The sequence below is a fragment of the Fischerella sp. PCC 9605 genome (assembly GCF_000517105.1).
Taxonomy (GTDB): Bacteria; Cyanobacteriota; Cyanobacteriia; order Cyanobacteriales; family Nostocaceae; genus PCC9605.
The window spans coordinates 2,586,798-2,609,826 of sequence record NZ_KI912148.1; the positions used below are offsets into that span (position 1 = coordinate 2,586,798).

Consider the following 23,029-nt stretch of genomic DNA (forward strand, 5'->3'; position numbering starts at 1 on the left):
GATCGTAGTCCGCGATTTGAACAATAACATTACTTTTTGGAATCGTGGTGCTGAGGAAAGATACGGCTTTTCGCAACAAGAGGCTCTAGGAGCTAATATCCATGCACTGCTGCAAACCCAATTTCCCCAGCCCTTAGCAGAGATTGAACGCGAACTGTTTCGTCAAGATTGCTGGGAAGGAGAGCTAAGACAAATTAAACGCGATCGCTCAACGGTGATTGTCACTAGTCGTTGGGCACTGCAACGAGACGAGGAGGGTAAACCAATTGCAATTTTAGCAATTAATACTGACATTACAGAGTATAAGCGTACACAGGAATCGCTCAGGGAAAGCGAGGAACGCTTTCATGGGGCATTTGAACATGCTCCGATTGGAATGGCATTGGTTTCGCCGGATGGTAGATGGCTGCAAGTCAACCGTTCCCTGTGCGAAATTGTCGGCTATTCGGAGCAGGAATTGCTGACCATGAAATTTCAGGCGATCACCCATCCAGATGACTTGGAAACTGACCTTGGCTCCCGACACCAAATGTTAGCTGGCGAAATTCGCTCCTATCAATTGGAGAAACGCTACTTCCACAAGTGCGGACAAATTGTTTGGATTTTGTTAAGTGTCTCGTTAGTACGTGACGCTCGCGGTCAACCACAGTACTTTGTCACGCAGATTCAAGACATCACAGAGCGCAAGCGAGCACTTGAGGCACTACGAGAGAGTGAAGAACGCTGGCAGTTAGCTTTACGCGGTAACAATGATGGTATTTGGGACTGGAACGTCAAAACCAACGAAGTTTTCTTTTCCGCCCGATGGAAGGAAATGCTTGGGTATGAAGACCACGAGATTTCAAATCATTTGGATGAATGGGCAAAAAGGGTTCATCCCGATGACTTAGAATTGGTAACTCAAATAATACAAGATCATTTTGCCAAGAAGACGCCATTTTACATTAGCGAACACCGAGTGCAGTGCAAAGACGGCACCTATAAATGGATTCTCGATCGGGGACAGGCACTCTGGGATGAAGCGGATAACGCTGTGCGGATGGCAGGTTCGCATACCGACATGACAGAGCGAAGGCAAGCAGAGGAAGCACTACGGGAGCAGGAAGCAATCTTGCGGAGCTTTTACAATAGTTCTCCGATGATGATGGGTGTTGTGGAACTGCTGGAGGATGACATCCTGCATCTTTCAGATAATCAAGCCACCGCCAATTTTTTCGGAACTACGCCTGCGGCAATGCAGAATCGACGAGCTAGCCAGTTGGGAGCTCCTCAGTCCCACATCCGCCAGTGGATAGCGTACTACCAGGAAAGCGAACGCATCGGTAGCCCTGTCCGTTTTGAGTACAATCATAATATCGGTACAGATATCAGATGCTTGTCGGCAACTGTCTGTTTTATTGGCAAAGCCTCTAGCGGACGCTCCCGATATTCTTATGTAGTAGACGATATCAGCGATCGCCAGCAAGCAGAAGAGGAACGAGCAAAGCTGATAGCCATCCTGGAAGCTACCTCTGATGTTGTTGGTACTGCCAGTACAGATGAGCGGGTAAGCTATTTAAACAGGGCTGCTCGAAAGATATTTGGATTTAGTGAAGGTGAAGATTTTGCCAACTTCACCATTGCCGATGCTCACCCGAAATGGGCTTACGAACTCGTCCGCAATGAAGGAATTCCAGCAGCAATGTGCAGCGGAGTCTGGGTTGGCGAAACAGCTTATTTGAGCCACGATGGACGAGAAATACCAGTTTCCCAAGTCATTATCGCCCACAAATCACCAGATGGCAGGGTTAAACTGCTTTCTACTGTGGCTCGCGACATTACCCAACAAAAGCAAACCGAAGCCAGCCTGCGCGAAGCAGAACGGAGGTGGCGTTTTCTACTAGAAAATGTTCGTTTAGTCGTTGTAGGACTGGATGGCAATGGTAAGGTTGATTATGTCAATCCTTACTTCTTGGAATTAAGTGGTTATACTCAAGAGGAAGTCATTGGCAAAGATTGGTTTGAAAATTTTATCCCGCGCTACCAGAAACAGCCGCTAGAGAAATCTTTCCAAGAATTATTAGAGCAAAATTTTCATCCCCACTATCAAAACCCTATTCTTACCAAGTCTGGTGAAGAAAGGCTAATTGCCTGGAATAATACTCTGCTCCAAAATTCGCAGGGTGATGCCATTGGTACGATGAGTATCGGCGAGGATATTACCGAGCGTCACGCGATGGAACGGATGAAAGATGAGTTTCTCTCGGTTGTTAGCCACGAACTACGCACCCCTCTAACTTCGATTCACGGTGCTTTGGATTTGCTTGCCAGCGGTTTGATCGATGCTCAATCTGACAAAGGTAAGCGCGTGATTGACATTGCCGCAGAAAGTGCCGATCGCCTAGTGCGGCTTGTTAACGATATCCTTGAGTTGGAACGCTTGGAGTCAGGCAAGATCAGTTTGGTAAAGCAGCCTTGCAATGTGGCTGATTTATTAATAAAAGCCACAGACTTGATGCAGGTAATGGCAAATCGAGCCGGAATTACTTTATCCGTTTCTTCCCAAGATATGAAGTTGGATGTTGATGGCGATCGCATTATCCAAGTGCTGACGAACCTGCTTGGCAATGCCATCAAATTTTCATCCCCAGGTTCTACAGTCTGGTTGACTGTAAAATCGGAGTTAGTTAATCCCAATACTATATTGTTCGAGGTGCAAGACCAAGGGCGCGGTATTCCAGTTGATAAGCTAGAAAGTATCTTTGAGCGTTTTCAGCAGGTTGATGCTTCCGATTCCCGCAAAAAAGGAGGGACGGGTTTAGGCTTAGCCATTTGCCGAAGCATTGTACAGCAGCACGCAGGGCAAATTTGGGCTGAAAGTATCTTGGGTAAAGGTAGCACTTTTTACTTTACGCTACCTGGCTGGATAGCAGAGGACGTGTGCGATGACAACCAAGCGCATCTTAGTGATTGACGATGAAGATGGTGTCCGCGAGATTATTCAATTTTCTCTAGAGGCGGCGGCTGGTTGGGAAGTGTTGACAGCAGCTTCTGGTGCTGAGGGGTTAGCAATAGCCCAAACCCAACAGCCTGATGTAATTATTCTAGATGTGATGATGCCTGATATGGACGGGCCGGAAACTTTTCGGCAGTTACAGGCTAATCCTCTCACTCAGCACATTCCAACTATTTTCCTGACAGCGAAGGCAAAGTTTAGCGAACAACAGCATTTTATCGACTTGGGTGTAACAGGAGCGATCGCAAAGCCCTTTAAGGCTGTGGAGTTAGTTGAGCAAATTCGAGAGATTTTGAACTGGAGCGAGTAAATGCTGGCGAGCCTCCTTTGGAGGAGTGTACAACAATAATAAAGTTCTATAATAAATAATAAAGTTCTATAATTGTGACTTGCACCATATCCTGAACTTTTAATTCAAGATATGCCTCAATTTGGATGTATTCATTTCCCAAAGACTTACTCCATAGCGCAGTTAGAGTCAATTGGTATTAGGTATCAGACTCCTCGTTACAAAATTACTTCTGTACGGCATACTAGTGCAAGCATGTAATATTCGGCATTACCTTGAGGCATGTAGATGCCTCAAGGAATTTTTTTGATTGCATGGCGATCGCACATCAGTTAATACCATTTTGAAAAAATAATGCGACAAATAGACATTGTAGAGACGCGCCATGGCGCGTCTCTACATCAGGATGTGTTGTAAACATTTATTAAATCGGTATAAGTTGCTTTGATAAAATTGGGGCTATTGCTGAAGCTCTTTAATTCGCATCAATGCACTCTTGTGGTAATTTTTCTTGCCTTTTTGCTGGTAAAGATTTGCAGCTTTGCGATAACTCTCAGCCGCTGCTTGCTTATTTCCTAATTGGGCGTAAGTAAGGCCTAGGGCATAATAAGCATCTGCATTGTTACTATCTATACTAAGAGCTTGTTGGTAATCGGCAAGGGCTTGTTCGTAGTAACCCAGCCTGCGATAGGTAATCCCTCTATTGATGTAAGCGTCAACATTATTTTTATTAATACCAAGTGCCCGATTGTAATCGGCAATAGCTAGTTCATATTTGCCCTGTCTGTGATAGGCAATTCCTCTATTGATGTAGGCATGGACATTTTTGCTAATGCTAATGGCTTGATTGTAATTGGTAATAGCTTGGTCGTACTTGCCCTGTCTGTAGTAAGCAATGCCTCTATTTATATAAGCCGTTGCATTGCGAGGATTTTTACTAATGATCTGATTGTAATTCTTGATAACTTTTTCTTGATTGCTCCTCTCAGTTATTTCGCTGCCTCTAGTGTAGAAATCTTCAATAACAATTGGTAGGGGTGTAGAAGAAGCCGAGATAGTACTATGAGGTTGAATTGTCCGATATTGTCCTTTGGTAACTGTAGTTGTATTGGGAATCAATACAGGAGGACAAGGGATTGGGAGTGTTAACGAAGGTGGCTGATTTTCGCATAAATGGTGAGTTTCGCTAACGCTTTTACTAACATTAGATTCTCTAAAAGTATTGGTTTGAGCGATCGGCGACTCTCTTTTAACAACGAGAGCAATAATAGCCAACAAGCTAAAACCTACTGTAAAGCTCTTACGCAGAGCAGAGTTTTTATATTTTTGTACAATACTTTGGCGTACGAACTCCACTTCTATCTGGTTAAACCAGTTGTCATTGGAGTTGAGTACTTGTTTAAGCAAATCAAGTCGTGGGTTGGTATTCCAGAGGTATTTTGCTTTTTGCTGCCTTTTCCACTCCATTGCTGCGGGTGCTAGCTGCCTTTGTAAAATAAAGCTTTCTTCATGTTCTTGTTTCCACTCCAGCAACTTTTGCCATCTTTGTAGTAAAAAATCATGAGTTAGTTCTAAATAAGGTTTCCCCTCAGTATCTCGTCCTGTAACTAGTAGACCTGCTGCACAAAAGCGCCGAATCACCTCTTTGATTTGTGTGTTTTGTGGTTCTGGGTACTCCAGTTCCAAGAATAAAACTCGTCTGCGAGCCAACTTACCATTACTCACAGCCACCGTTCGCAGCATGACATAGCGGATAATTCGCTCGTAGGATTTATCCTGTTTGATTAACGCCTCATATTCACTATCAGCTCTTTCGACGAGACTGGGTAGTACTCCACCCATTTCTTCGTTGTTTTCTTGGGTAATTAACTGATTGTTTCCTCTAGCTTCTGTGAAACTTTTGAGATATTTAAGGTAGAGTTCAGTTAATGTAAAAGAGAATAGAGGTAGTGTTCCAGGCATGTGTGCTACCTCATCAATAAAATTCTCTATCAAACTGCAAAGCTGGAAATACAGCATCTTTTCTGATGCTGCTTCCTCAGTGTAGAAATGCATTTTTTCCCACATCATTGTCGGAATGACAAATCGAGCCGCATTCCAATATGGTTCTAAGACAGAATTTCTAAATTGAAATTCAAAGTCGCTTCTTAATATCAGTATAATTCGTAATTGGTCTGAATACTTTGCTACAATTTGTGCTAAGAATTCGATAAACTTTTCACATTCTTGCTTTTGCGGAGAGAGATTTATCAGTTCTTCCAACTGATCGATAACTAGTAGCAGTTTGGACTGAGGATTGTTTTGACTCCAAATCTTTATCTGGGCAGCAAGGTTCTCCACGTTTTGCTTATGACTGGGACACACAATAGCTAGAATATGCCACTGCTGTTGATTTGATTTTGCCTGTAACTGCTTGAGATAGGGAATCAAACCTTTATGGACTAAGCTAGATTTTCCAGTTTTAGAAGCCCCCAACACAACAGTTAGCGGCTGTTTACTCATAAACTGGTATAGTTTTTCAGTTAACACTTGTCTGCCAAATAACAGTTCGCTGTGTTGAAATTCGGGCATGTTGTATACTCCCCACATTCCGCAGCTTCCGCGAGAATATTGATGGTACTTTTTACTTTTGACACCATCAGTTAAATCCCTGATACTCATTGAGTCAGCATAAGACTCTAGTATAAAGAAGGCAGGTATGCGGTCAACTCAGTTGGCAGAAGGTAAACAGTTTAGAATATAGGCTTTTCAGGTTGAGCGAACGCCGTCGTGAGCTACTAGATAAACAAGTGACTCTTGTTGCTAGAAGCAAGGAACAAAATAACCAATTTTCTCGCTAGTATTCAAGCGTACTTAAGTGCTCTTCACAAAAATTTTAATTTGTTAGGGAAAGAAAATATTACTTGTACAAGGGACTGGGGACTGGGTAAGCTGTTCCACATCTCATTTGCATAACTTGGGAGGCAGGATGCACACCCCACAAGAGATTGAGAAAATATAATATGCAATTTAAATATGCTTTAAGCTTATTGGGAATTCTGAGAAGACAAAGTAGGCGAGGGAGAGGGGTAGTGGGGAGACTGTCCGCGCGAAATCCCCCATCACCCCATCCCTCCAAGTCCTCCTTGTCTTCCTAATCCCCAGTCTCTAGTGTTTGTGTTCGTGTCCGTGCTTATGGGAACAGATTTGTAGATCTTGGTTCATCAGCTTTTCAGTTATTTCTTTGAGAGTCGCATCTTTGGACTTTAAGCCGATCCAAGCGTCAATTTTCTCTGCATCGAAACCTACTTCACGGCGATCGCCTACTTCCATCAAAGGGCGGCGAATTAATAGGGGATCTTTGAGCATCAGCATCAAGGCTGTTTGGTCATCTATGTTTTCTGGAACTATCTCACCTGATTGTACGCGGGGAGCAGCACGGTTAAACCATTCGGCTACAGGGCGATCGCTAAAAAATGAGCGCAAACGTTCAACAGTCCAGGGTTCTGTTAGTAGGTTATACGCTATCACTTCATGACCTGCGGCTGTTAATAGAGTTTTTTGTTTGGTATTGTTCTTACAGCCTGGTTTTTCATAGAAAATCACCCTTGCCATTACAGTAACTCCTAATAGTTCTAACAGTTGAGAAGCAGAATTTAACCACTAAGACTCCAAGACACAAAGAAATTTTTTCTTAGTGTCTGTGTGATTAATAATTAAGAAATATTCTTCAATCATGATGAACAAGTTCAGACAAATAGCTTTGTTCACCATAATTAAATTTTAATGATTTTTCTAATTTATTTGTAGTTAAAAATTATTGCTGTTGACTAATTAAAAATTTTTAGCAATATGAGTCAATATATTATATTCAAATCGCTGTTTTGGATCAGTTTCACCATAAAGATTAAAAGTAACAGTTGGTTCATCACCAACAGCTTCTACACAATGAATTGCATCAGGAGTAAAGCTAATAATATCCCCAGGTAACAAAGTTAACTCTTCTGTTTGTTCAATTTGATCTGGAAATTCACGGCTGGCGTTTCGGTGCCAAAAAGTATTTTTTTCCTGTCCTTTTAATACTGCTACTACTCCCCAAGTACCATGATTATGAATATTTGATTTTGTGCCTGGTGCGAATGTTACTGTTTGCACGGTAAATGGAAAACCTAATTCATCATAAAGGAGTAAAACCGAAATTCCAGTTTCTGGACAAGGTTCTAAATGCTGACTTTGCACCCAATAAGAATTAACAAGCAACCGCCTTACTAGCATTTGAATTTGTGGCAAACGACTGGTTTGATCTTCCACATCATTGAGAATATCTTCTAACTCAGTTAAAAAGCGATAAAGGCGATAATTATCTCTTAATAAATCCCATGCTTTTACAGATTTACAGGTTTGATACTGGCCATCTCCATTGACATGCCAATCTCTATGTTTCATAAGTTATGTCTGATATGAATTAAACCTATGACCAAAATCATGTTTTGGATATATTCACTCTTCTTCCGGCGGGCGAGTCAGAATATCAAGTAATATTCCAGCACCAAAGTCGTTTGTATCATCAATACCTTTAACTTTAGTGCTAATTTCTTTTGCTTTTTCTAGTTCTCCCAGTTTTGCCAATACTAACCCTGACGCTGCATAAGCATTGATGTAGAGCCTAATTGACGGGTCTTCTTTTCGATTTGTCAAAATTGCCCGGAGTTTTTCCCAATTATCAGGTAATTTCTCTGCTTCTTTAATTTTCTCTATAACTTTAATGGCTGTTTTTAGTGCCATTTGATAATTATTCTTATAGTAAAAATATCTATATGCTGCTACCAAAACTTCTGTGTTGTCTTCTGTTTTGGCTAAGGCTTGATTCATATATTTTTCTGATTGTGATGTGTTTTCCCAGTTTTCGGCTGCTAATATCAATAACCTTTTAATTTCCTCTGGCACTTGAAACCAAGAAAATCTCTCTGCATCAATTTGCATAAAAATCTCCTTTCGCTTGGTTAGTAGATAGTAGATAGTAGATAGTAGTTAATTGTTTACCACTAACCACTAACTACTAACCACTAACCACTAACTTTTCTCCTAAAACAAAGTCAAAATGTACAGCAGTGTGAAGAGAATAATCCAAATAATGTCCACGAAGTGCCAGTAAATTTCTGCCATTTCGATGCCAGTGTGTTTGGTCGCAGAATAGTGACCGGGACGACGCGATCGCCACAATACACCCAAAATCAACAGCAGTCCCACGAAAACGTGCAAACCGTGGAACCCAGTCATGATGTAAAAACAGTTGGCGAAGACGTTGGTAGTCAAACCATATCCCAAGGTCATGTATTCATAAACCTGACCAGCTAGGAAAATTGCGCCCATGATGGCAGTGAGGATGTACCAAAAGCGCATTCCCTTGACATTATTCTTCTTAATCGCCGCATCGCCAAAGTGAATGACGAAACTACTGGAAACCAGAATGATCGTGTTAATTGTCGGTACTAATAACTCTACTTCCGTTCCTTCTGGCGGCCAAACTTCGGCACTTCCTCGGAAGAACAAATAAGTTGCAAAAAACCCACCAAACATTAGGGACTCTGACACAAGAAACGTCAACAATCCCCAAACTCGTAGATCCTTATGTTCCTCGTGATGGGCTGGACTTGTCGTTGTTGCGATCGCCATATCGTTTAATTGTTAGTAGATAGTAGATAGTAGTTAGTAGATAGTAGTTAGTAGTTAGTATTTGATTTTTAGCCACTAACCACTAACCACTAACCACTAACCACTAACTATTAGCAGCAATCGATTGAATTTTACTACCACGATCGTTCACGCCATAGTCATAAGGACCATGAGTGACAACAGGCAACACTTCCCAGTTTTCAACTAAAGGTGGCGAACTAGTTGTCCATTCCAAGGTCAAAGCATTCCAAGGATTGTCACCCGCTTTCTTACCAGCAACCCAACTCCAAAGCACGTTGATGGTAAAGGGAATCACTGATAACCCCAAAATATATGCACCGATGGTACAAATCTCGTTGAGATGAGTAAATTGCGCGTCATACATTGCCACTCGACGGGGCATTCCTTGCAAACCCAATTCGTGCATAGGTAGGAAGGTGAGATTAGTACCGATAAAGGTCAGGATAAAATGAATGCGACCCAAGGTTTCATTCATCATCCGTCCGGTCATTTTGGGAAACCAATGATAAATACCAGCGTAGATACCAAATACAGAACCACCAAATAAGACGTAGTGGAAGTGTGCGACTACATAGTAAGTATCATGGACATGTACGTCAAAAGGGGCTGTTCCCATCGTGACACCGCTTAAGCCACCCATGACAAACATGGACAACAAGCCGACGGCAAACAGCATGGCGCTGGTAAAGCGGATTTTACCGCCCCAGAGGGTAGCAACCCATCCAAAAATCTTTACACCAGTGGGAACGGCAACGATTAGGGTGGAGATGGTGAAGAACATCCGCATCCAGCCAGGTGTACCACTGGTAAACATATGGTGTACCCAAACGAACAAACCCACAAGGCAGATAGCAAGGCTGGAATAGGCGATCGCTTTATATCCAAAGATTGGTTTGCGGGCATGAACGGGAATAACTTCGGACATAATGCCGAAGATGGGCAGAATCATCAGATAAACTGCCGGGTGAGAATAGAACCAGAATAGGTGTTGGTAGATGACGACGTTACCGCCTGCATCTGGTTTAAAGAAGGAAGTACCAAAGTTGAGGTCAAACAACAACAGTACCAATCCTGCTGCTAACACTGGTGTAGATAGCAGTGCTAAGACAGAAGTTGCCAAAATCGCCCAGCAGAATAGGGGAATTTGATCCCACTTCATACTGGGAACTTTCATAAACAGGATGGTGATGACAAAGTTCAGCGAACCCAAAATTGAGGAAGTTCCTACCAAGACAATGGCAAGTATCCACATCGATTGGGCAATGGGGGCAGTCACCAGGCTTAGCGGTGGGTAAGCTGTCCAACCAGATTGGGAACCGCCGAAGAAGAAACTAGCTAACACCAATAAACCTGCGGGTGGGTTCAACCAAAAAGCGATCGCATTTAGTTTCGGGAAAGCCATATCCCTAGCACCCACCATCAATGGCACTAGGAAGTTGCCAAATCCCCCGATCGCACTCGGGACGATCCACAAGAAAATCATGATTGTCCCGTGGTTGGTCATGAAAGCGTTATACAGGTTTGGGTCGAGTAAATCTGCATCCGGTGTTGCTAATTCGGCACGCATGGCGATCGCCATCAGTCCACCGATGAGATAGAACACAAACGCCGTCACCAAATATTGAATGCCGATGACCTTGTGGTCAACATTAAACGTGAAGTAGTGATACCATTTCCACGCTTGGTGATGATGAGTGGATTCAGTAACCACAACACTAGTGGACTCACTTCCAGGTGGTTGATTCTGTGGAATTTCTAATGTCATATTTTAGTCCTTTGTTGTTTGTTGTTTGTTGTTTGTTGGTTGTTCCAATCAACCACTGTACGGGCGAAGCATTTGTACGAGAATTCTTCGGTTTGATGGAAAGTATAGATGTTCAAATGCTTCGCACCTACTAACAACTATTGACTAATGACTATTGACTACCCCAATTTTTTGGGCGTAGGGAGCGAGAAATTCTGACTTTGATAACTCAGCAGGGTTAACTGCAACAGCTTGTTTCAGTCCTTCTGGCTGCTGTGCGATGCGGTTTTCTGCCAACCAGCTTTCATACTCTTCGGGAGTATGGACTACTACTTGTGACCTCATGGAACCGTGGTAGCCACCACACAATTCTGTACAAACTACGGGGTAGGTACCAACTTTAGTTGCGACAAATCGCAGTTTGGTGGGTATTCCGGGAATTGCATCTTGCTTGAGGCGAAATTGTGGTACCCAAAATGAGTGGATCACATCTGTAGCAGAAAGATTAAGCTGTACGTCAGTGCCGACTGGGACGTGTAATTCACCAGCTGTAACACCACTGTCGGGATAGTTGAAAATCCAAGCAAACTGCATCCCCGTGACATCTACAACCAAGTCTGCCCTTTGCCCTTTCTCGTTAGCACCTGCACCAATACCAATGTCAGGGTCATTTGCTGGCACTGCCATTTCTGATTCCATCCCAGAGGGATCGCTGAGGGTAGCTGCGATCGCACTTCCTGGCATCTGGGCAACATGAACTGGGGTATGGCTGTTACCGCCCACTTCTAACCCCCCCATTCTTCCAAAGACATCAACGCTATAAATCCCCAAGCCAAGGACTATGATGGTTGGAATTGCCGTCCAAAATACTTCTAAGGGTAAGTTGCCCTCAATTGGCGAACCATCTGTATCATCACCCTTACGGTGACGAAACTTCACCAAAAAAATCAAAATAGTTCCTTCTACCACTACAAACAAAGCAGTGGCAATTGTCACCATAATATTGAAAAACCCGTCTACTAAAGGCGCTTGTTCAGATGCCTGTATCGGCAGTAGACTATGGTGTTGACCAACCCAAAGGCTGAAGAGTGTAATAATTACCCCAGCAACTAGGGTTAACAGCGAAACAGGAATTTGTTGCATACATACCTGCTCTGAAAAACGTCGTTCAAGGTGTGACTCTCGCCTGTTTTATTCCAGTAACTTGTATCCTGTGCTCTTGATATATACCCCACGCCAGAGAAGAGAATAATTTTGTTTAAGCCTGGAAATTGTCAAGGTTGTTGGTAGTTTTTTGTTGATTGTTGATAGTTATTAGTTACTTATTCCATAGATGCGCTTTATTCCGCTTCCCGTAGGGTACAACAAACAACAAACAACTAACCACTAACAACCAACAACAAACCAGACGGAGCATTTTGCAAATCATGTTGGATTGCTAATGCTATTACACCTTCTGAACCCAAGTTTTGTTACTTATTAATTGTCGAGGCGATCGCCAGATTCTTGGGGAAATTTAAACATCTTTTAACTTATCTTTATTGTTAAAAACTTCCATATATATAATTCTGTTGCTCATATAAGCAACTGTTTGTGAGGCTATATTAGCAGCAAGTTTAAATCTGTTAATTACTAACATTTGCCATTCACAAATTTGTTTATTGTGAACTTTATTTGGATTTTTAATAAAAAAATAGAGCATTCCCCTCTAGTTATCTTGCTATGCTTATTCCTCTTGTCTACGAGCTGTCCTTTAAAAACAAAAACTACTACTCATTCTTAGTTGTTCAATCCAACATGAGTGTAGCAGTTTTTCGGACAAATTCTTGAACAAGCTCCACAACCAATACAATTTTCTGGATGAGCAACTGTCATTACTTTTTTTTCAATTTCATCATCATCTTCATCGTCTACAAATTCGCCTTCTTCGTTCATTGCCCGCAACAATAGCACATCATGTCCGCAAATTTTAAAGCATCTGCCACAACCGATGCATTTATGTTCATCTATTGACTGCGCGAATTTGGGTGTCCAAGTTTTACCACCAAATGTCAATCCTGTGAGTACTGCCATGAACTTACCTTCTGCAATTTTTCTACAACTATATTTGCGCTTTTACGCTCATCCTACCATAGCCTTAATTATCTGTTTTAAATGTTCAAACATAACGATTTACATCGTCAAAATTCCATAACTTTCACAAACATTATTGGCTTAATTAACCTAATTATCAATTTAGATGAAACTATTTACTAATAACCCAATACTGTTAAGTTAGTACAATCCAATCTTTGGAGATCCCCCATTATCCCCGGCAGGTACTCATGAGGGAAACCACCTGGAGGTCAAAATATACAAGCGATCGCTATCCTATTCCGCAAATCAAAAATACTTGCTTAATAGATATATTGTTAAGGTTTCTCAAATATTATTAAATGTTGCTGCGGTAGCAAATTCTTAGTTTCCTGCCATATCAAACCAACAGCTTGCATTTCTTTTTTCACTTGCCTTTGAGTCATTTTGTGTAGAGCTTTAATCATAATAAAAGGATTTTCACCCCGGTATTCTGCTAAAATCACCCTACCGCCTGGTTTCAATGCTTTTACAATTTCTTGCATCACTTCTCGTGGATACTCAAATTCGTGATACGCATCCACCATTAATGCCAAGTCAATACTTGCAGGTGGCAGGTTGGGGTTGGTGGGAGTTGCCAATACAGGCTCAACATTGGTGATTTTTTTCTCTTTCTTAAAAAAGTTAATAATATCTAGCATCTCTGGCTGAATATCTACAGCTAGCACTTGTGATACTTTGGGAGCGATGCGAAAGCTCAAGTAACCTGTACCTGCACCAATGTCTGCAACTACGTCAGTAGGTTTCAGGTTGAGGGCGTTTACTATTTTACTCGGCTGTTCTTCTGGTTCACGGCTGGGACGTTCTAGCCAAGCTGCACCTGTGTGTCCCATGACTTTAGCTATTTCCCGACCCATGTAATATTTTCCGATACCGTCGGGACTATGAATTAGCTTTTGTTCGTAAATAGGGGAAGATATGGTAGCTGCAATTGCTGTGTCAAGAGGGTAAGGCAAATAGCCCAAGATAATTACTAGGAAAATGAGTACTAAAGGGAAAAAATTATATTTTTGTTTATTTTTCATTGGTAATCAGGTGTAGCTGTTTCAGTCTATTCTCGCGTGAATAATATTTATTTAACTAACCACAAAGGACACAAAGAGTGCAAATAATATAAAGGATTTAATTAGAGAGTAGTCTTGATAAAATTGAGCGTACATTAGACATCTCCAGAAATTAAATATACGATTGCCACAACCCTTGTAGAGAAGTTCTACGGAACGTCTCTACATTCTTTTTCACCAGATGCTTATTAGCAATTATCTCTGTTTATCTACGGTCAAAATTTGGCGATCGCACATGGCTATTGGGTATTGGTGATTGGGTACTGGCTATTGGGAGAAGATTCTTCTTATCTCCTAATACCTAGTCCCTAGTCACCAGTCACCAGTCCCTTGTCCCCTGTTGATCTGTGGTCAATTTCCAAAACCTGATTTTTGCGATAGGTTGTAATTTACATTAAGCGTAAATTGTAAAGTCAAATCTCAAATGGTTTTAGTTCGCGATTATACCACTCTCCCTGAAAACGCTCGATAACTAACGGTGTGACGACAAACTTAGCTGGACAACCATCTTTAACATCAATCCGCACGGATGAATAAGGAAGCCGCTTTAAGACATCGTAACCATGACGACCAACAAAAAGTAGTGAATCCGCGACTTTACGGTTAAGGCTACCTGTTACGTCCTCAAAAGTCTCCATTAATTCCGATCCCTCCCGTCGTCGACGCCGGGGACGACGCCCGCTACCACCACAGACTATACAATTGAGGTGAGAGTCAGCGTGTCCGGTATCAGTGGTGCGGAGATATTCTAGGCAGTGAGCGTGGCCGTTTAAAATCAAATCAACGATCGCACGCCCTTGAGTCAATGAACCAAGGGTTTGGGCGACGCCATCGAATACCCAGCGCAGGCGGCGACGAACTGCTAATGTTTGTGCTTGATGCCACTTACTCGCCTCGGTGACGTAGGGGGGATGGTGGAAATAAATTACCCGTCCGCGTACTTCTTGAGTATGCCAAGACTCAATTAACCTGTGCTTTAGCCATTCTAATTGTTCAAAATCTGTGGCTGGTTCGTGGTGGGATGCGAGTTGTTTTTCGATGTCAATTTTGACTTCATCGATTTGGTATAGTTTGGCTTTGAGAGCATCGAGTTTTTCCGCTTCTTCGGGGTTATCTGGGTTAAGGCGATCGCACACTTCCAAAATTTGCATTTCCTCTTCTTCGATCTCGTGGCGGCGCTTTTCCAGTTGGCGGCGACTGCTTTCTCCTTCTTTGGTTGCGGGTAGCGGTGATGGTTCGTTAAAAGTATTCGAGTCCAGGGCGAAAAAGTCAATACCGCCGTAACGAAACGTGTAATAGCGATTGGGTAAGCGGGTAAAACGTCCGGGTTCGTAGCGCAAACAGCGTCCCGTGTCTGTTTTAGCTGTGTAGTGTTCGTCGAGGTGAAATTCTAACTCCTGTTTGGAATGGAACGCCTTGAGATAATCAAGAAACGCCCGTGCATAGGCATCTCCTTGATAGGAACCATGCCAACCAATTTCGATATCTTTGTAGCGGAACAAACGGCGTAGTGGTAGTGTACTGCCTGCCAGCAGTCGGTACATTAACGGTACATCATAGTAATCGTGATTACCGAGAACTGGCAGGATTGGGGTTTTAAAAACCATGCGATCGTAGGGAATGAGTTTGGGGTTTACTCCGCCTACAATAAACTCGCGGTAAGGTTCGATAAAGTTTTGCGGGTAATATTCGTGCGAACCAACAATATAAATTACATCTCCCGTGTGCAAGACAAAACTACACTCTTCGCGGTGCGGAAGCATCAGTTCAGCAACTTTTCGCTGGGGATTGTGTTGTCGGTAGGAAGCACTAGAACCGCTGTCACCAATGACCATAAAAGAAAATTCTGGATTATCCGAGTTGCGATCGTCGATCGCCATGCAAGTTTGGTCAATACCCCGCGAGACAATACTTGCGTTACGCCAACGCACCCGTTCCTTCATCTTTTGAATTTTTACAGGTATCGACGGTTCAGAAATGAATTTCATAACTTAATTGTTAGTTGTTAGTGGTTAGTGGTTAGTGGTTGTAGAGACGTGCCATGGCACGTCTCTACATTGGTTAGTTGTTAGTGGTTAGTGGTTAGTGGTTAGTGGTTGGTTGTTATTCTCCCCCTCTCCCCCTCTCCCCCTCTCCATATTCCCTTACTGATACCCGGCTGCTTGCAAAGAAAATAACCTCGCATATCTCCCCCCAGCTTGCAATAACTCTTCGTGGGTTCCCTGTTCTACAATTTCCCCTGCTTCAATCACCAGAATTTTGTCAGCCATCCGTACGGTAGAAAAACGGTGAGATATTAAAAATACCATCTGATTTTTTGTCAGGGTGCGAAAGTGATTGAAAATCTCATACTCAGCCTGGGCATCGATCGCCGATGTTGGCTCATCTAGCACTACTATATCTGCGTTAGTTCGCATAAAAGCACGAGCAAGGGCAATTTTTTGCCACTGGCCTCCAGAAAGTTCCTGTCCTCCTTTGAACCACTTACCTAGCTGAGTGGTGAAACCCGCGGGCAGTTTTTCAATAAAAGGTAGCGCCATGCCCTTTTCAGCAGCAACTTCCCAAAGTTCTCTGTCTTCCATGCGTTCTACGTCACCCACACCGATATTCTCACCCACCGTAAACTGGTAGCGGACAAAGTTTTGAAAAATCACACCGATGCGTTGCCGCAGCACCTCTACATCCCATTCTTGCAAGTCCAAGCCATCTAGTAAAATCCGTCCAGAGTCGGGGTTGTAAAGCCGAGTCAGTAATTTAATTAAAGTAGTTTTGCCAGAACCGTTTTCGCCAACAAAGGCTAATTTTTCTTTGGGTTTGAGGTGGAAAGAAATGTTTTTCAGCGCAGGTTGGGAACTTCCCGGATAGGTAAATGTGACATTCTCAAAGCGAATTCCATCTTTGGGCTTTATGCCTTTGGTAGCTTTACCACTTGGCTTAGGTACTTCCTCTTCTAGGAATTCATAAAGATTAGAAAGATATAGGTTGTCCTCATACATTCCACCGATGGAAGTCAGCGCACCAGAAAAAGTTGTTTGTCCTTGGCGGAACACGGTGAGATACATCGTCATATCCCCCAAGGAAATTCTCCCCGCTACCGTTTCCACAACAATCCAAGCGTATGCTACGTAAAAAGCGGCAGTGCTGAGCAAACTCAACAAATATCCCCACAGTCCCCGCCGTATCGTCAAATCGCGATCTTCGTCGTAAAGTTGATTGAAGATGTCGCGGTAACGTTCCAGCAACATTTCTCCTAACTGGTAGAGTTTCACTTCTTTGGCGAAGTCTTCTCTAGCAGCCAATGTTTCTAGGTAATGCTGCTGGCGGGTTTCTGGTGCACGCCAACGAAGCAGGCGAAAAGCTTCTCCTGCAAATTTCGTTTCGGCAATGAATGCAGGCATAGCTGCCAATATCAGTATCATCACCGCCCAAATTGAAAATTGCACCAACAAAGCACCGTAGGTGATGAGTGAAAGGGCGCTTTGTACCAAGCCAAAGGTGCGGTTTACCAACGAGAGGGGACGAGTGGAAGCTTCTCGCCGGGCGTTAGTCATTTTATCATAAAATTCTGAGTCCTCAAATTGTGTTAGTTCCAGAGTTAGGGCTTTTTCCAGGATAAGTTCATTCACCCGTTGACCGAGTAACACCCGCAACAGCGACTGACAAACTGTGAGTCCCCTTTGACTACCTGCAAGTAAAGCCACAGCAATAGCTTCCAATCCTACATACAGCAGAGGATGATAGCTATTGACATTATGTAGAGACGCGAAATTTCGCGTCTCTACAACCGCATCGACAATTAATTTACCGATATAAGCTACAGCAGCTGGTAACAGACCAGCCACCAAAGTTAGAATGCCAAGGCTGATGGTGAGGGAACGGCTAGTAGTCCATACTAGAGCGATCGCTCGTCCACTGTAGCGAAACACCGCCAGCGATTGGCGTAGGGCGTTACGTTTTTTACGAAGAATCCTCATTATTCTTTTTATAACGTAATTCGCCCGTAATTGCCGAATGGTTATATAGTTTGTCGTTGATCGTGAATTATCAAGCTGAAATACTGATGTTAGCGATTGGTAAGTCACGGAGAAAATAAAAGCGATCGCTCTTCCAATCACTGCCCTTAATTCGTCGTTTGATCAAGATGCCAGTGCCATTTCTTCGATTGTTCTAGCAAGATAAGTTACATTTGCTACCAACTCATCTGGTTCAATCGGTTTTTCTGCATACACTTGAAAACCTGAACTAAGAGCTTCATCGCATACTTTTTCCGTAATAGAAGCTGTCAAGGCAATAGCTGGAAGAAGCTTGAGATTTTGACGCTGTTCAAGAATTCTGATTTGGCGAATTAGAGAGTAACCGTCTTCACTTGGCATAGCAATCTCAGAAATTAAAACATCTACTTGACAGGTCGCAAATACTTCCAAAGCTTCTCGTGCAGACGTCGCTACTTTTACTAATATCGAAAACTCTTGAAGAATTACTCTGATTAACTCAACACAGTCGGGGTTATTATCTACTATAAGCACCCTTAAACCATTAAGAGACGGGGTTTGGTAGATGGGAACAGAAGCGTTGTTCATGATAGATTTCCTGATAGCAGAAAAATAATTACCTATCGCTAGCAAGAAGTGTTTCAGAATGACGATTTTTCTTTACATCTGGAAGAACCTTGCCCTATTAGGTCTACGCCTATTTAACTCGCGATTAAGTCTAGCTATTCAGTTCCTGTCATTGGCATTCAACTGGTATTTAGAGATTCCAGATTTAACTAGAGACAGTGATGGCAATTTGGCGGCTGTTTGTAATAGATTCCACAATTCTTCTTTCCATTTCAGGCTTAAAACCTCTGAATTTTTGATTCCCAAAGCTTTTAGGCATTTAATTATGTCTTTTTTCTTTAATGACTTTGGTTCCAGTTCTGAAGCTACAAAACGAGCAAAGCCAGGCGAGACAACTGTAGGTATTTCAAAATTCATTTAGACCTCACGGGAGTATAAAACCCGTTAACTTAAGTACAATTCGTCATTAAAAAGGGTTATAACAATGATTCATTTCTCAGGCGAATCCCGAACCCCCTTTTACAGTGATGTGTGCTAAGCATGGGAGTCACCCAGAGTTGCGACAGACATGCTACCAATTTTTGACTGTGCGATCGCAAGAGTGAGGTTTACCAGCATGAAGAAAATATCCTACACCCTTAACGACATATTAAGTGCTTCCAGTGCAATATACGTCCTACAAATTGCACGACGAACTTCTATCTATCTTAGTAATAGCTTTATTCACTTTAAGGCTACGACCCTTCCACTCAGCGCCTAAAAGCGCCTGAATTGCTGCTGTTTCTTCAGCGTCTGTTCTCATTTCTACGAAAGCGAATCCTCTCCTTTCACCAGTTTCCCGGTTCATAGGCAATCGAACTCTTTTAACAGATCCATATTCTGAAAAGATCTGTTTGAGGTCATCTTCTTCAACTTCATAAGATAGATTACCGACATAGATTGACATAAAATATCTCCAGAATCTAACAGAGTGTAGAGATTTAGATTCGGGAAGGTGGCTGTAGTATCAATCACAGAGCCGAAAATAATTCTCGATAGTCTAACCTTAACACAGAACCTTTAATTACGCTTGTGGGATTCCACATCGAACCTTGCACCTCTTTCGCTGACTTGCAAGTGCAGATCTTATTTCCTAATAAAGAGTATAAACTGGCATTTCTTGATAACAATGGCTACAACGCCAGTAAATACCTCCCAAACGTATATGACGGAGTAAAGTGTATGAACAGCAAGGGCAGGTATGCTTACTCATCATGGATTGCCAGATATATATGGCTGTATTCCCTTGGCTGTTACCAATTGTAGGATGAGTCAGTGCTTGACTCGACCTCTTCAATAAAACTTGCATTTTTTTAATCTGAATTTTTGTTGAAATCCGACTCATATCTCACTAGAGACGGCGGCGGTAATTTATTTGTAGTTGAATCCAAAATTATTCTTTCCACTTAAGACCTAAAATCTCTAGATTTTTGATTCCCAAAGCTTTTAGGTATTTAACTATATCGAACTCCTTAAAGCTTGATTCAGTAGATCGCTCAATTCGTTACGGATTTATAAAATAGTGTACTTAGTCCTAGCTCTATTAACTTTGAGGCTACGACCCATCCACTCAATGCCTCTCAGCGCCCGAATTGCCGCCGCTTCTTCGGCGCCTGTTTCCATTTCTACAACGGCAAATCCTTTTTTCTCACCAGTTTTCTGGTTCGTAGATACTTGAATTTTCTTAACAGCTCCATATTTTGAAAAGATCTGTTTGAGGTCATATTCTTCAACCTCATAAGATAGATTGCCGACATAAATTGACATAAAATGCCTCCTGAATCAAAGGGTGTAGAGATTTAGATTCGGAGAGGCTTTTGTTTATAAAGTTCAATCACATAGCCGAAAATAATTCTCGATAATTTCATCATAACATAATCCAAAAGTAATGTGTGGTATAAATATCTGCAATTTTATCTCTACAATCATTATCCAGAGTGATTTAGAGAATAAAAACACTTGATAACCACCAAAATTTTGACTTTCAAAAATCTCACCGATTAAAAATGTGCTTGTGTCACCAATACCGAATTAATATCTAGAAATTTGCACATTGATAGGAATCTAATTCTATAGCTTGTAATTCTTCGATAGTGCCAGGGGAAGCAATAGCTTGAAAGAATACGACTAAATTCTACATTAACTTCTTATAATCACCATTATGCTTGTTATTATTCGGGTTATTTTTCAGGTAAAACAACCCTTTAATAGGGGAAGATTAGTGTAGTTGTGACGAAGTGCATCTCCAGATTTAAACCTTTACCCAGTAAGGTTTTAAGACAAAAAAATCTATTTTATTTTTTATTTATTATTTGTAATTTTGTAAAAATTGAAAATTGTGAAGTATACTTAAAATATGTAAAAGCGACAACGCTACTCGTTCCGAAGTAGACAAGATGGATGCCAATAAAGTTATGAAGTGATATGCAGCCGGGGAAAGAAATTATAGGCTAGCGATTTGAGAGGAATAAGCTTAATTAAAGCAAATTTGAGTGAAGTAGATTTTACTGGGGCAAGTTTTAGTTACTCAAACTTGAGCGGCTCAGGTCTAAAAAATGCCATTTTTAAGTTGGATCAGCCTGAGAGGGACAAAAATGTCTGATGGGAAAATGCACAACAACAACTTGAATTCTGCCAATTAATTTGGTTAACACCTGACAAGAATCCGTAGACCAACCGACAAGCGGATTCTTTTTTTGCGCCCACAAGTACCAAACAATTACCCTTCTTCTGAAGTTGTAGCCCCATGCACGCTTTCCTCCATAAGGAGCTTGCTCTACAGGTAACGGATGATCCATACAACAGTGGAAACTTTTAGTATGTAATAGTTCCAGCAAGTAGTTGTAACAGGCTTGCTCGTCCAGTAAATATTTTAGGCAAAACCGCATCATCTTCAAGAAATTGAAAAGTTTGGAGTACTAATTATGTCAGACACTACAAAAGTTACACAGGTGATTTCAAATGAACGCAATGCTTGGCGCTGGGGCTTTACTCCTCAGTCCGAAATTTGGAACGGTCGCCTAGCGATGATAGGCTTTTTAGCTGTCATCTTAATTGAAGTCTTCTCCAGTCAAGGTTTTCTCCACTTCTGGGGAATCCTGTAGGTTGAAGACGAATTCTGTCGGTGAAGGAATATCACCTTCAATTGCACAGATAGTTGCATGAACAGTCATTAAACATCTTTGGTACAAATATGAGCTTTACAACAGAGTCCACTTCAAACCGATTCGCCTTTAATTCCAGCACCGATCTGGCTGATGGTGTGTCTACTACCACCGCTTTACTTAAGCGCCTGAGCGTGGATGACCAACTGGCACTGCTCTGGTATATCTACACTGAGATGGGTCATTCCATCACGCCAGCCGCCACAGGAGCAGCTCGCTTGCAATTAGCCGAAGGTGTGCTCGATCAAATCAAGCAAATGTCTCATACTCAGCAATTAGAAGTGATGCGAGACTTAGCTGCCAACAGAAACACCCAGATTAGTCGCTCCTACGGGATTTGGAGCGCTAACACTAAGTTAGCTTTCTGGTATGAATTGTCGGAATTGATGGTCAAAGGTTTAGTAGTCCCAATGCCCCCAAGCTACCAGCCCTCTCGCGATGTGGTGCAGGTACTAGAAGCCATCAAGCAGCTTGACTTTGGTCAACAAATTACGGTGCTGCGGAATGCTGTCGTCAATATGGGAGTTGACCCATTAGCCGACTAAGAGGATTAATCTACATCAGCTTCTATACCAATAAACTTCACACGAGGTAACACCCATGCGCTACACCGATAAAAAAGGGACAACCCTCAATCCCGATGAGTGTAAGACTGCCGATAGCTTCTTTATGGAGGCTGAGGTGTATATCTGCGAACCATTGGAGATGCATTTCAACCAAAAAGGAGAGCTAAGAGCAGGAAAAAAATCGAACAAAGCAATAGCACATCATCGTAGTGATGGTAGTGAGTTGATCCCCGCTGAAGTTCAAGCGCGTACACGCAGAGAGGGTAGTCAATTGCTTAATCTACCTCTCGCACCTGGCTACGTAGTAGATGATGAGGGAATCATCAATAACTACGCAATTGTGACTGGTATGTCCAGAGCAGAGTATCCCTCACCAGAACAGCAGCAGCGTTATGTCTTCCAAGGAGCAATAGCTATCCTGTTCGTTGCCCTGACACTGATGACTGCATTTGCTGTCAGCTAAGCGTAACAATAGTTAGGTATTGAGGATCAGACCAAGATATCTAGCTAGCATTGACCCTCTTCACCCCAGTTTGGCACAGGAGCCAGCGATGAATCAGCCGATCAAATTATCTTTAGAGCAAGAATTTAGCATCCGTTCCTTTGCCGACCAAGTGCAGCACATGTCCCGTGAACAAGCCCAGACGTTTTTGCTCATGCTATATAAGCAGATGATGATTCGGGAAATGACGTACCAGCAATTGCTCAAGCATGAGTGGAGACTTGATTCAGGCGCAGTTTCTGGGTAAAGCACTGCTTGATTACCTCCCCAAATAGCTCCCTGGCATCCATATTGAGTC

General features: G+C 42.3%; 23 protein-coding genes. 7 read left to right on the forward strand and 16 right to left on the reverse strand.

The annotated features are described in order from the left end of the window. Window position 1: 1 nt before the first annotated feature. A complete protein-coding gene (locus FIS9605_RS37030; RefSeq protein WP_269321043.1) occupies window positions 2-2,953 on the forward strand; it encodes a PAS domain S-box protein in 2,952 nt (983 codons plus the stop codon). Next, window positions 2,925-3,305 (forward strand): response regulator, encoded by a 381-nt coding sequence (locus FIS9605_RS0113655; protein WP_026733085.1) that lies wholly within the window; start codon window positions 2,925-2,927, stop codon window positions 3,303-3,305. Before FIS9605_RS37030 ends, FIS9605_RS0113655 begins: the two co-directional genes overlap by 29 nt. 438 nt (window positions 3,306-3,743) lie before the next feature. Here FIS9605_RS0113655 and FIS9605_RS0113660 read toward each other — a convergent pair whose 3' ends face one another. The 15 genes from FIS9605_RS0113660 to FIS9605_RS0113735 all read right to left on the reverse strand — a co-directional run bounded on the left by FIS9605_RS0113660 (window position 3,744) and on the right by FIS9605_RS0113735 (window position 20,266). Beyond that, window positions 3,744-5,855 carry a tetratricopeptide repeat protein gene (locus tag FIS9605_RS0113660; RefSeq protein ID WP_231510324.1) on the reverse strand — a complete coding sequence of 704 codons (2,112 nt, stop codon included), beginning with the start codon at window positions 5,853-5,855 and terminating at the stop codon, window positions 3,744-3,746. A gap of 576 nt (window positions 5,856-6,431) precedes the next feature. Next, window positions 6,432-6,878, reverse strand: a complete 447-nt coding sequence (locus FIS9605_RS0113665) for an ArsC/Spx/MgsR family protein (protein ID WP_026733087.1) — start codon at window positions 6,876-6,878, stop codon at window positions 6,432-6,434. Between the two features lie 219 nt (window positions 6,879-7,097). Then, window positions 7,098-7,709, reverse strand: a complete 612-nt coding sequence (locus tag FIS9605_RS0113670) for a cupin (protein ID WP_026733088.1) — start codon at window positions 7,707-7,709, stop codon at window positions 7,098-7,100. A gap of 54 nt (window positions 7,710-7,763) precedes the next feature. Then, on the reverse strand, window positions 7,764-8,246 hold the full coding sequence (locus FIS9605_RS0113675; protein WP_026733089.1) for a hypothetical protein: 483 nt from the start codon (window positions 8,244-8,246) through the stop codon (window positions 7,764-7,766). Between the two features lie 102 nt (window positions 8,247-8,348). Then, the gene (locus FIS9605_RS0113680; protein ID WP_026733090.1) at window positions 8,349-8,939 is read right to left on the reverse strand and encodes a cytochrome c oxidase subunit 3; all 591 of its coding nucleotides are present in this window, start codon (window positions 8,937-8,939) and stop codon (window positions 8,349-8,351) included. 103 nt (window positions 8,940-9,042) lie between these two features. After that, a complete protein-coding gene (ctaD, locus tag FIS9605_RS0113685; RefSeq protein ID WP_026733091.1) occupies window positions 9,043-10,725 on the reverse strand; it encodes a cytochrome c oxidase subunit I in 1,683 nt (560 codons plus the stop codon). A gap of 144 nt (window positions 10,726-10,869) precedes the next feature. Next, window positions 10,870-11,847: a cytochrome c oxidase subunit II gene (locus FIS9605_RS0113690; protein ID WP_026733092.1), complete on the reverse strand. Its 978-nt coding sequence runs from the start codon at window positions 11,845-11,847 to the stop codon at window positions 10,870-10,872. Between the two features lie 636 nt (window positions 11,848-12,483). Further along, complete coding sequence (fdxB, locus tag FIS9605_RS0113700; protein WP_026733094.1) at window positions 12,484-12,777, reverse strand: ferredoxin III, nif-specific; 294 nt, start codon at window positions 12,775-12,777, stop codon at window positions 12,484-12,486. A gap of 338 nt (window positions 12,778-13,115) precedes the next feature. Next, window positions 13,116-13,862: a class I SAM-dependent methyltransferase gene (locus FIS9605_RS0113705; protein WP_026733095.1), complete on the reverse strand. Its 747-nt coding sequence runs from the start codon at window positions 13,860-13,862 to the stop codon at window positions 13,116-13,118. Between the two features lie 452 nt (window positions 13,863-14,314). Then, window positions 14,315-15,889 carry a metallophosphoesterase family protein gene (locus FIS9605_RS0113710; RefSeq protein WP_026733096.1) on the reverse strand — a complete coding sequence of 525 codons (1,575 nt, stop codon included), beginning with the start codon at window positions 15,887-15,889 and terminating at the stop codon, window positions 14,315-14,317. Between the two features lie 156 nt (window positions 15,890-16,045). Beyond that, window positions 16,046-17,875 carry an ABC transporter ATP-binding protein gene (locus tag FIS9605_RS0113715; protein WP_026733097.1) on the reverse strand — a complete coding sequence of 610 codons (1,830 nt, stop codon included), beginning with the start codon at window positions 17,873-17,875 and terminating at the stop codon, window positions 16,046-16,048. Between the two features lie 162 nt (window positions 17,876-18,037). Then, window positions 18,038-18,481 (reverse strand): response regulator, encoded by a 444-nt coding sequence (locus FIS9605_RS0113720; RefSeq protein WP_051469991.1) that lies wholly within the window; start codon window positions 18,479-18,481, stop codon window positions 18,038-18,040. Between the two features lie 138 nt (window positions 18,482-18,619). After that, window positions 18,620-18,877, reverse strand: coding sequence for a hypothetical protein (locus tag FIS9605_RS0113725; RefSeq protein WP_026733099.1), 258 nt, complete (start codon window positions 18,875-18,877; stop codon window positions 18,620-18,622). A 259-nt stretch (window positions 18,878-19,136) separates the two neighbouring features. Next, a complete protein-coding gene (locus FIS9605_RS0113730; protein ID WP_026733100.1) occupies window positions 19,137-19,406 on the reverse strand; it encodes an RNA recognition motif domain-containing protein in 270 nt (89 codons plus the stop codon). Window positions 19,407-20,011: 605 nt separating this feature from the next. Next, the gene (locus FIS9605_RS0113735; protein ID WP_026733101.1) at window positions 20,012-20,266 is read right to left on the reverse strand and encodes an RNA recognition motif domain-containing protein; all 255 of its coding nucleotides are present in this window, start codon (window positions 20,264-20,266) and stop codon (window positions 20,012-20,014) included. 721 nt (window positions 20,267-20,987) lie between these two features. On the opposite strand from FIS9605_RS0113735, the gene FIS9605_RS45220 reads away from it, so the two are divergent. Continuing rightward, entirely contained in the window at window positions 20,988-21,101 is a 114-nt protein-coding gene (locus FIS9605_RS45220; protein WP_231510325.1) for a pentapeptide repeat-containing protein, read from the forward strand. On the opposite strand, the gene FIS9605_RS45225 is transcribed toward FIS9605_RS45220, so the two are convergent. Next, window positions 21,064-21,390, reverse strand: coding sequence for a hypothetical protein (locus FIS9605_RS45225; RefSeq protein ID WP_231510370.1), 327 nt, complete (start codon window positions 21,388-21,390; stop codon window positions 21,064-21,066). The genes FIS9605_RS45220 and FIS9605_RS45225 overlap by 38 nt on opposite strands. Window positions 21,391-21,423: 33 nt before the next feature. Between FIS9605_RS45225 and FIS9605_RS0113745 the strand changes: the two genes are divergently transcribed. The 4 genes from FIS9605_RS0113745 to FIS9605_RS0113760 all read left to right on the forward strand — a co-directional run bounded on the left by FIS9605_RS0113745 (window position 21,424) and on the right by FIS9605_RS0113760 (window position 22,978). Continuing rightward, on the forward strand, window positions 21,424-21,603 hold the full coding sequence (locus FIS9605_RS0113745) for a chlorophyll a/b-binding protein (RefSeq protein ID WP_026733103.1): 180 nt from the start codon (window positions 21,424-21,426) through the stop codon (window positions 21,601-21,603). 89 nt (window positions 21,604-21,692) lie between these two features. Further along, window positions 21,693-22,208 carry an orange carotenoid protein N-terminal domain-containing protein gene (locus FIS9605_RS0113750; protein ID WP_026733104.1) on the forward strand — a complete coding sequence of 172 codons (516 nt, stop codon included), beginning with the start codon at window positions 21,693-21,695 and terminating at the stop codon, window positions 22,206-22,208. Between the two features lie 55 nt (window positions 22,209-22,263). Beyond that, entirely contained in the window at window positions 22,264-22,692 is a 429-nt protein-coding gene (psb34, locus tag FIS9605_RS0113755) for a photosystem II assembly protein Psb34 (RefSeq protein WP_026733105.1), read from the forward strand. Between the two features lie 88 nt (window positions 22,693-22,780). Next, a complete protein-coding gene (locus tag FIS9605_RS0113760) occupies window positions 22,781-22,978 on the forward strand; it encodes an NblA/ycf18 family protein (protein ID WP_026733106.1) in 198 nt (65 codons plus the stop codon). Window positions 22,979-23,029: the final 51 nt, after the last annotated feature.

Excerpts from the sequence above, each read along its gene's own strand:
- FIS9605_RS0113675 (WP_026733089.1), bottom strand. The coding sequence starts at position 8,246 with ATGCAAATTGATGCAGAGAGATTTTCTTGGTTTCAAGTGCCAGAGGAA.
- FIS9605_RS0113680 (WP_026733090.1), bottom strand. The coding sequence starts at position 8,939 with ATGGCGATCGCAACAACGACAAGTCCAGCCCATCACGAGGAACATAAG.
- FIS9605_RS0113750 (WP_026733104.1), top strand. The coding sequence starts at position 21,693 with ATGAGCTTTACAACAGAGTCCACTTCAAACCGATTCGCCTTTAATTCC.
- ctaD (WP_026733091.1), bottom strand. The coding sequence starts at position 10,725 with ATGACATTAGAAATTCCACAGAATCAACCACCTGGAAGTGAGTCCACT.
- FIS9605_RS0113760 (WP_026733106.1), top strand. The coding sequence starts at position 22,781 with ATGAATCAGCCGATCAAATTATCTTTAGAGCAAGAATTTAGCATCCGT.
- FIS9605_RS0113705 (WP_026733095.1), bottom strand. The coding sequence starts at position 13,862 with ATGAAAAATAAACAAAAATATAATTTTTTCCCTTTAGTACTCATTTTC.
- FIS9605_RS0113730 (WP_026733100.1), bottom strand. The coding sequence starts at position 19,406 with ATGTCAATCTATGTCGGTAATCTATCTTATGAAGTTGAAGAAGATGAC.
- FIS9605_RS0113745 (WP_026733103.1), top strand. The coding sequence starts at position 21,424 with ATGTCAGACACTACAAAAGTTACACAGGTGATTTCAAATGAACGCAAT.
- FIS9605_RS0113735 (WP_026733101.1), bottom strand. The coding sequence starts at position 20,266 with ATGTCAATTTATGTCGGCAATCTATCTTATGAGGTTGAAGAATATGAC.
- fdxB (WP_026733094.1), bottom strand. The coding sequence starts at position 12,777 with ATGGCAGTACTCACAGGATTGACATTTGGTGGTAAAACTTGGACACCC.
- FIS9605_RS0113670 (WP_026733088.1), bottom strand. The coding sequence starts at position 7,709 with ATGAAACATAGAGATTGGCATGTCAATGGAGATGGCCAGTATCAAACC.
- FIS9605_RS0113665 (WP_026733087.1), bottom strand. The coding sequence starts at position 6,878 with ATGGCAAGGGTGATTTTCTATGAAAAACCAGGCTGTAAGAACAATACC.
- FIS9605_RS0113725 (WP_026733099.1), bottom strand. The coding sequence starts at position 18,877 with ATGAATTTTGAAATACCTACAGTTGTCTCGCCTGGCTTTGCTCGTTTT.
- FIS9605_RS0113660 (WP_231510324.1), bottom strand. The coding sequence starts at position 5,855 with ATGCCCGAATTTCAACACAGCGAACTGTTATTTGGCAGACAAGTGTTA.
- FIS9605_RS0113720 (WP_051469991.1), bottom strand. The coding sequence starts at position 18,481 with ATGAACAACGCTTCTGTTCCCATCTACCAAACCCCGTCTCTTAATGGT.
- FIS9605_RS0113710 (WP_026733096.1), bottom strand. The coding sequence starts at position 15,889 with ATGAAATTCATTTCTGAACCGTCGATACCTGTAAAAATTCAAAAGATG.
- FIS9605_RS0113655 (WP_026733085.1), top strand. The coding sequence starts at position 2,925 with ATGACAACCAAGCGCATCTTAGTGATTGACGATGAAGATGGTGTCCGC.
- FIS9605_RS0113715 (WP_026733097.1), bottom strand. The coding sequence starts at position 17,875 with ATGAGGATTCTTCGTAAAAAACGTAACGCCCTACGCCAATCGCTGGCG.
- FIS9605_RS45225 (WP_231510370.1), bottom strand. The coding sequence starts at position 21,390 with ATGATGCGGTTTTGCCTAAAATATTTACTGGACGAGCAAGCCTGTTAC.
- FIS9605_RS0113690 (WP_026733092.1), bottom strand. The coding sequence starts at position 11,847 with ATGCAACAAATTCCTGTTTCGCTGTTAACCCTAGTTGCTGGGGTAATT.
- psb34 (WP_026733105.1), top strand. The coding sequence starts at position 22,264 with ATGCGCTACACCGATAAAAAAGGGACAACCCTCAATCCCGATGAGTGT.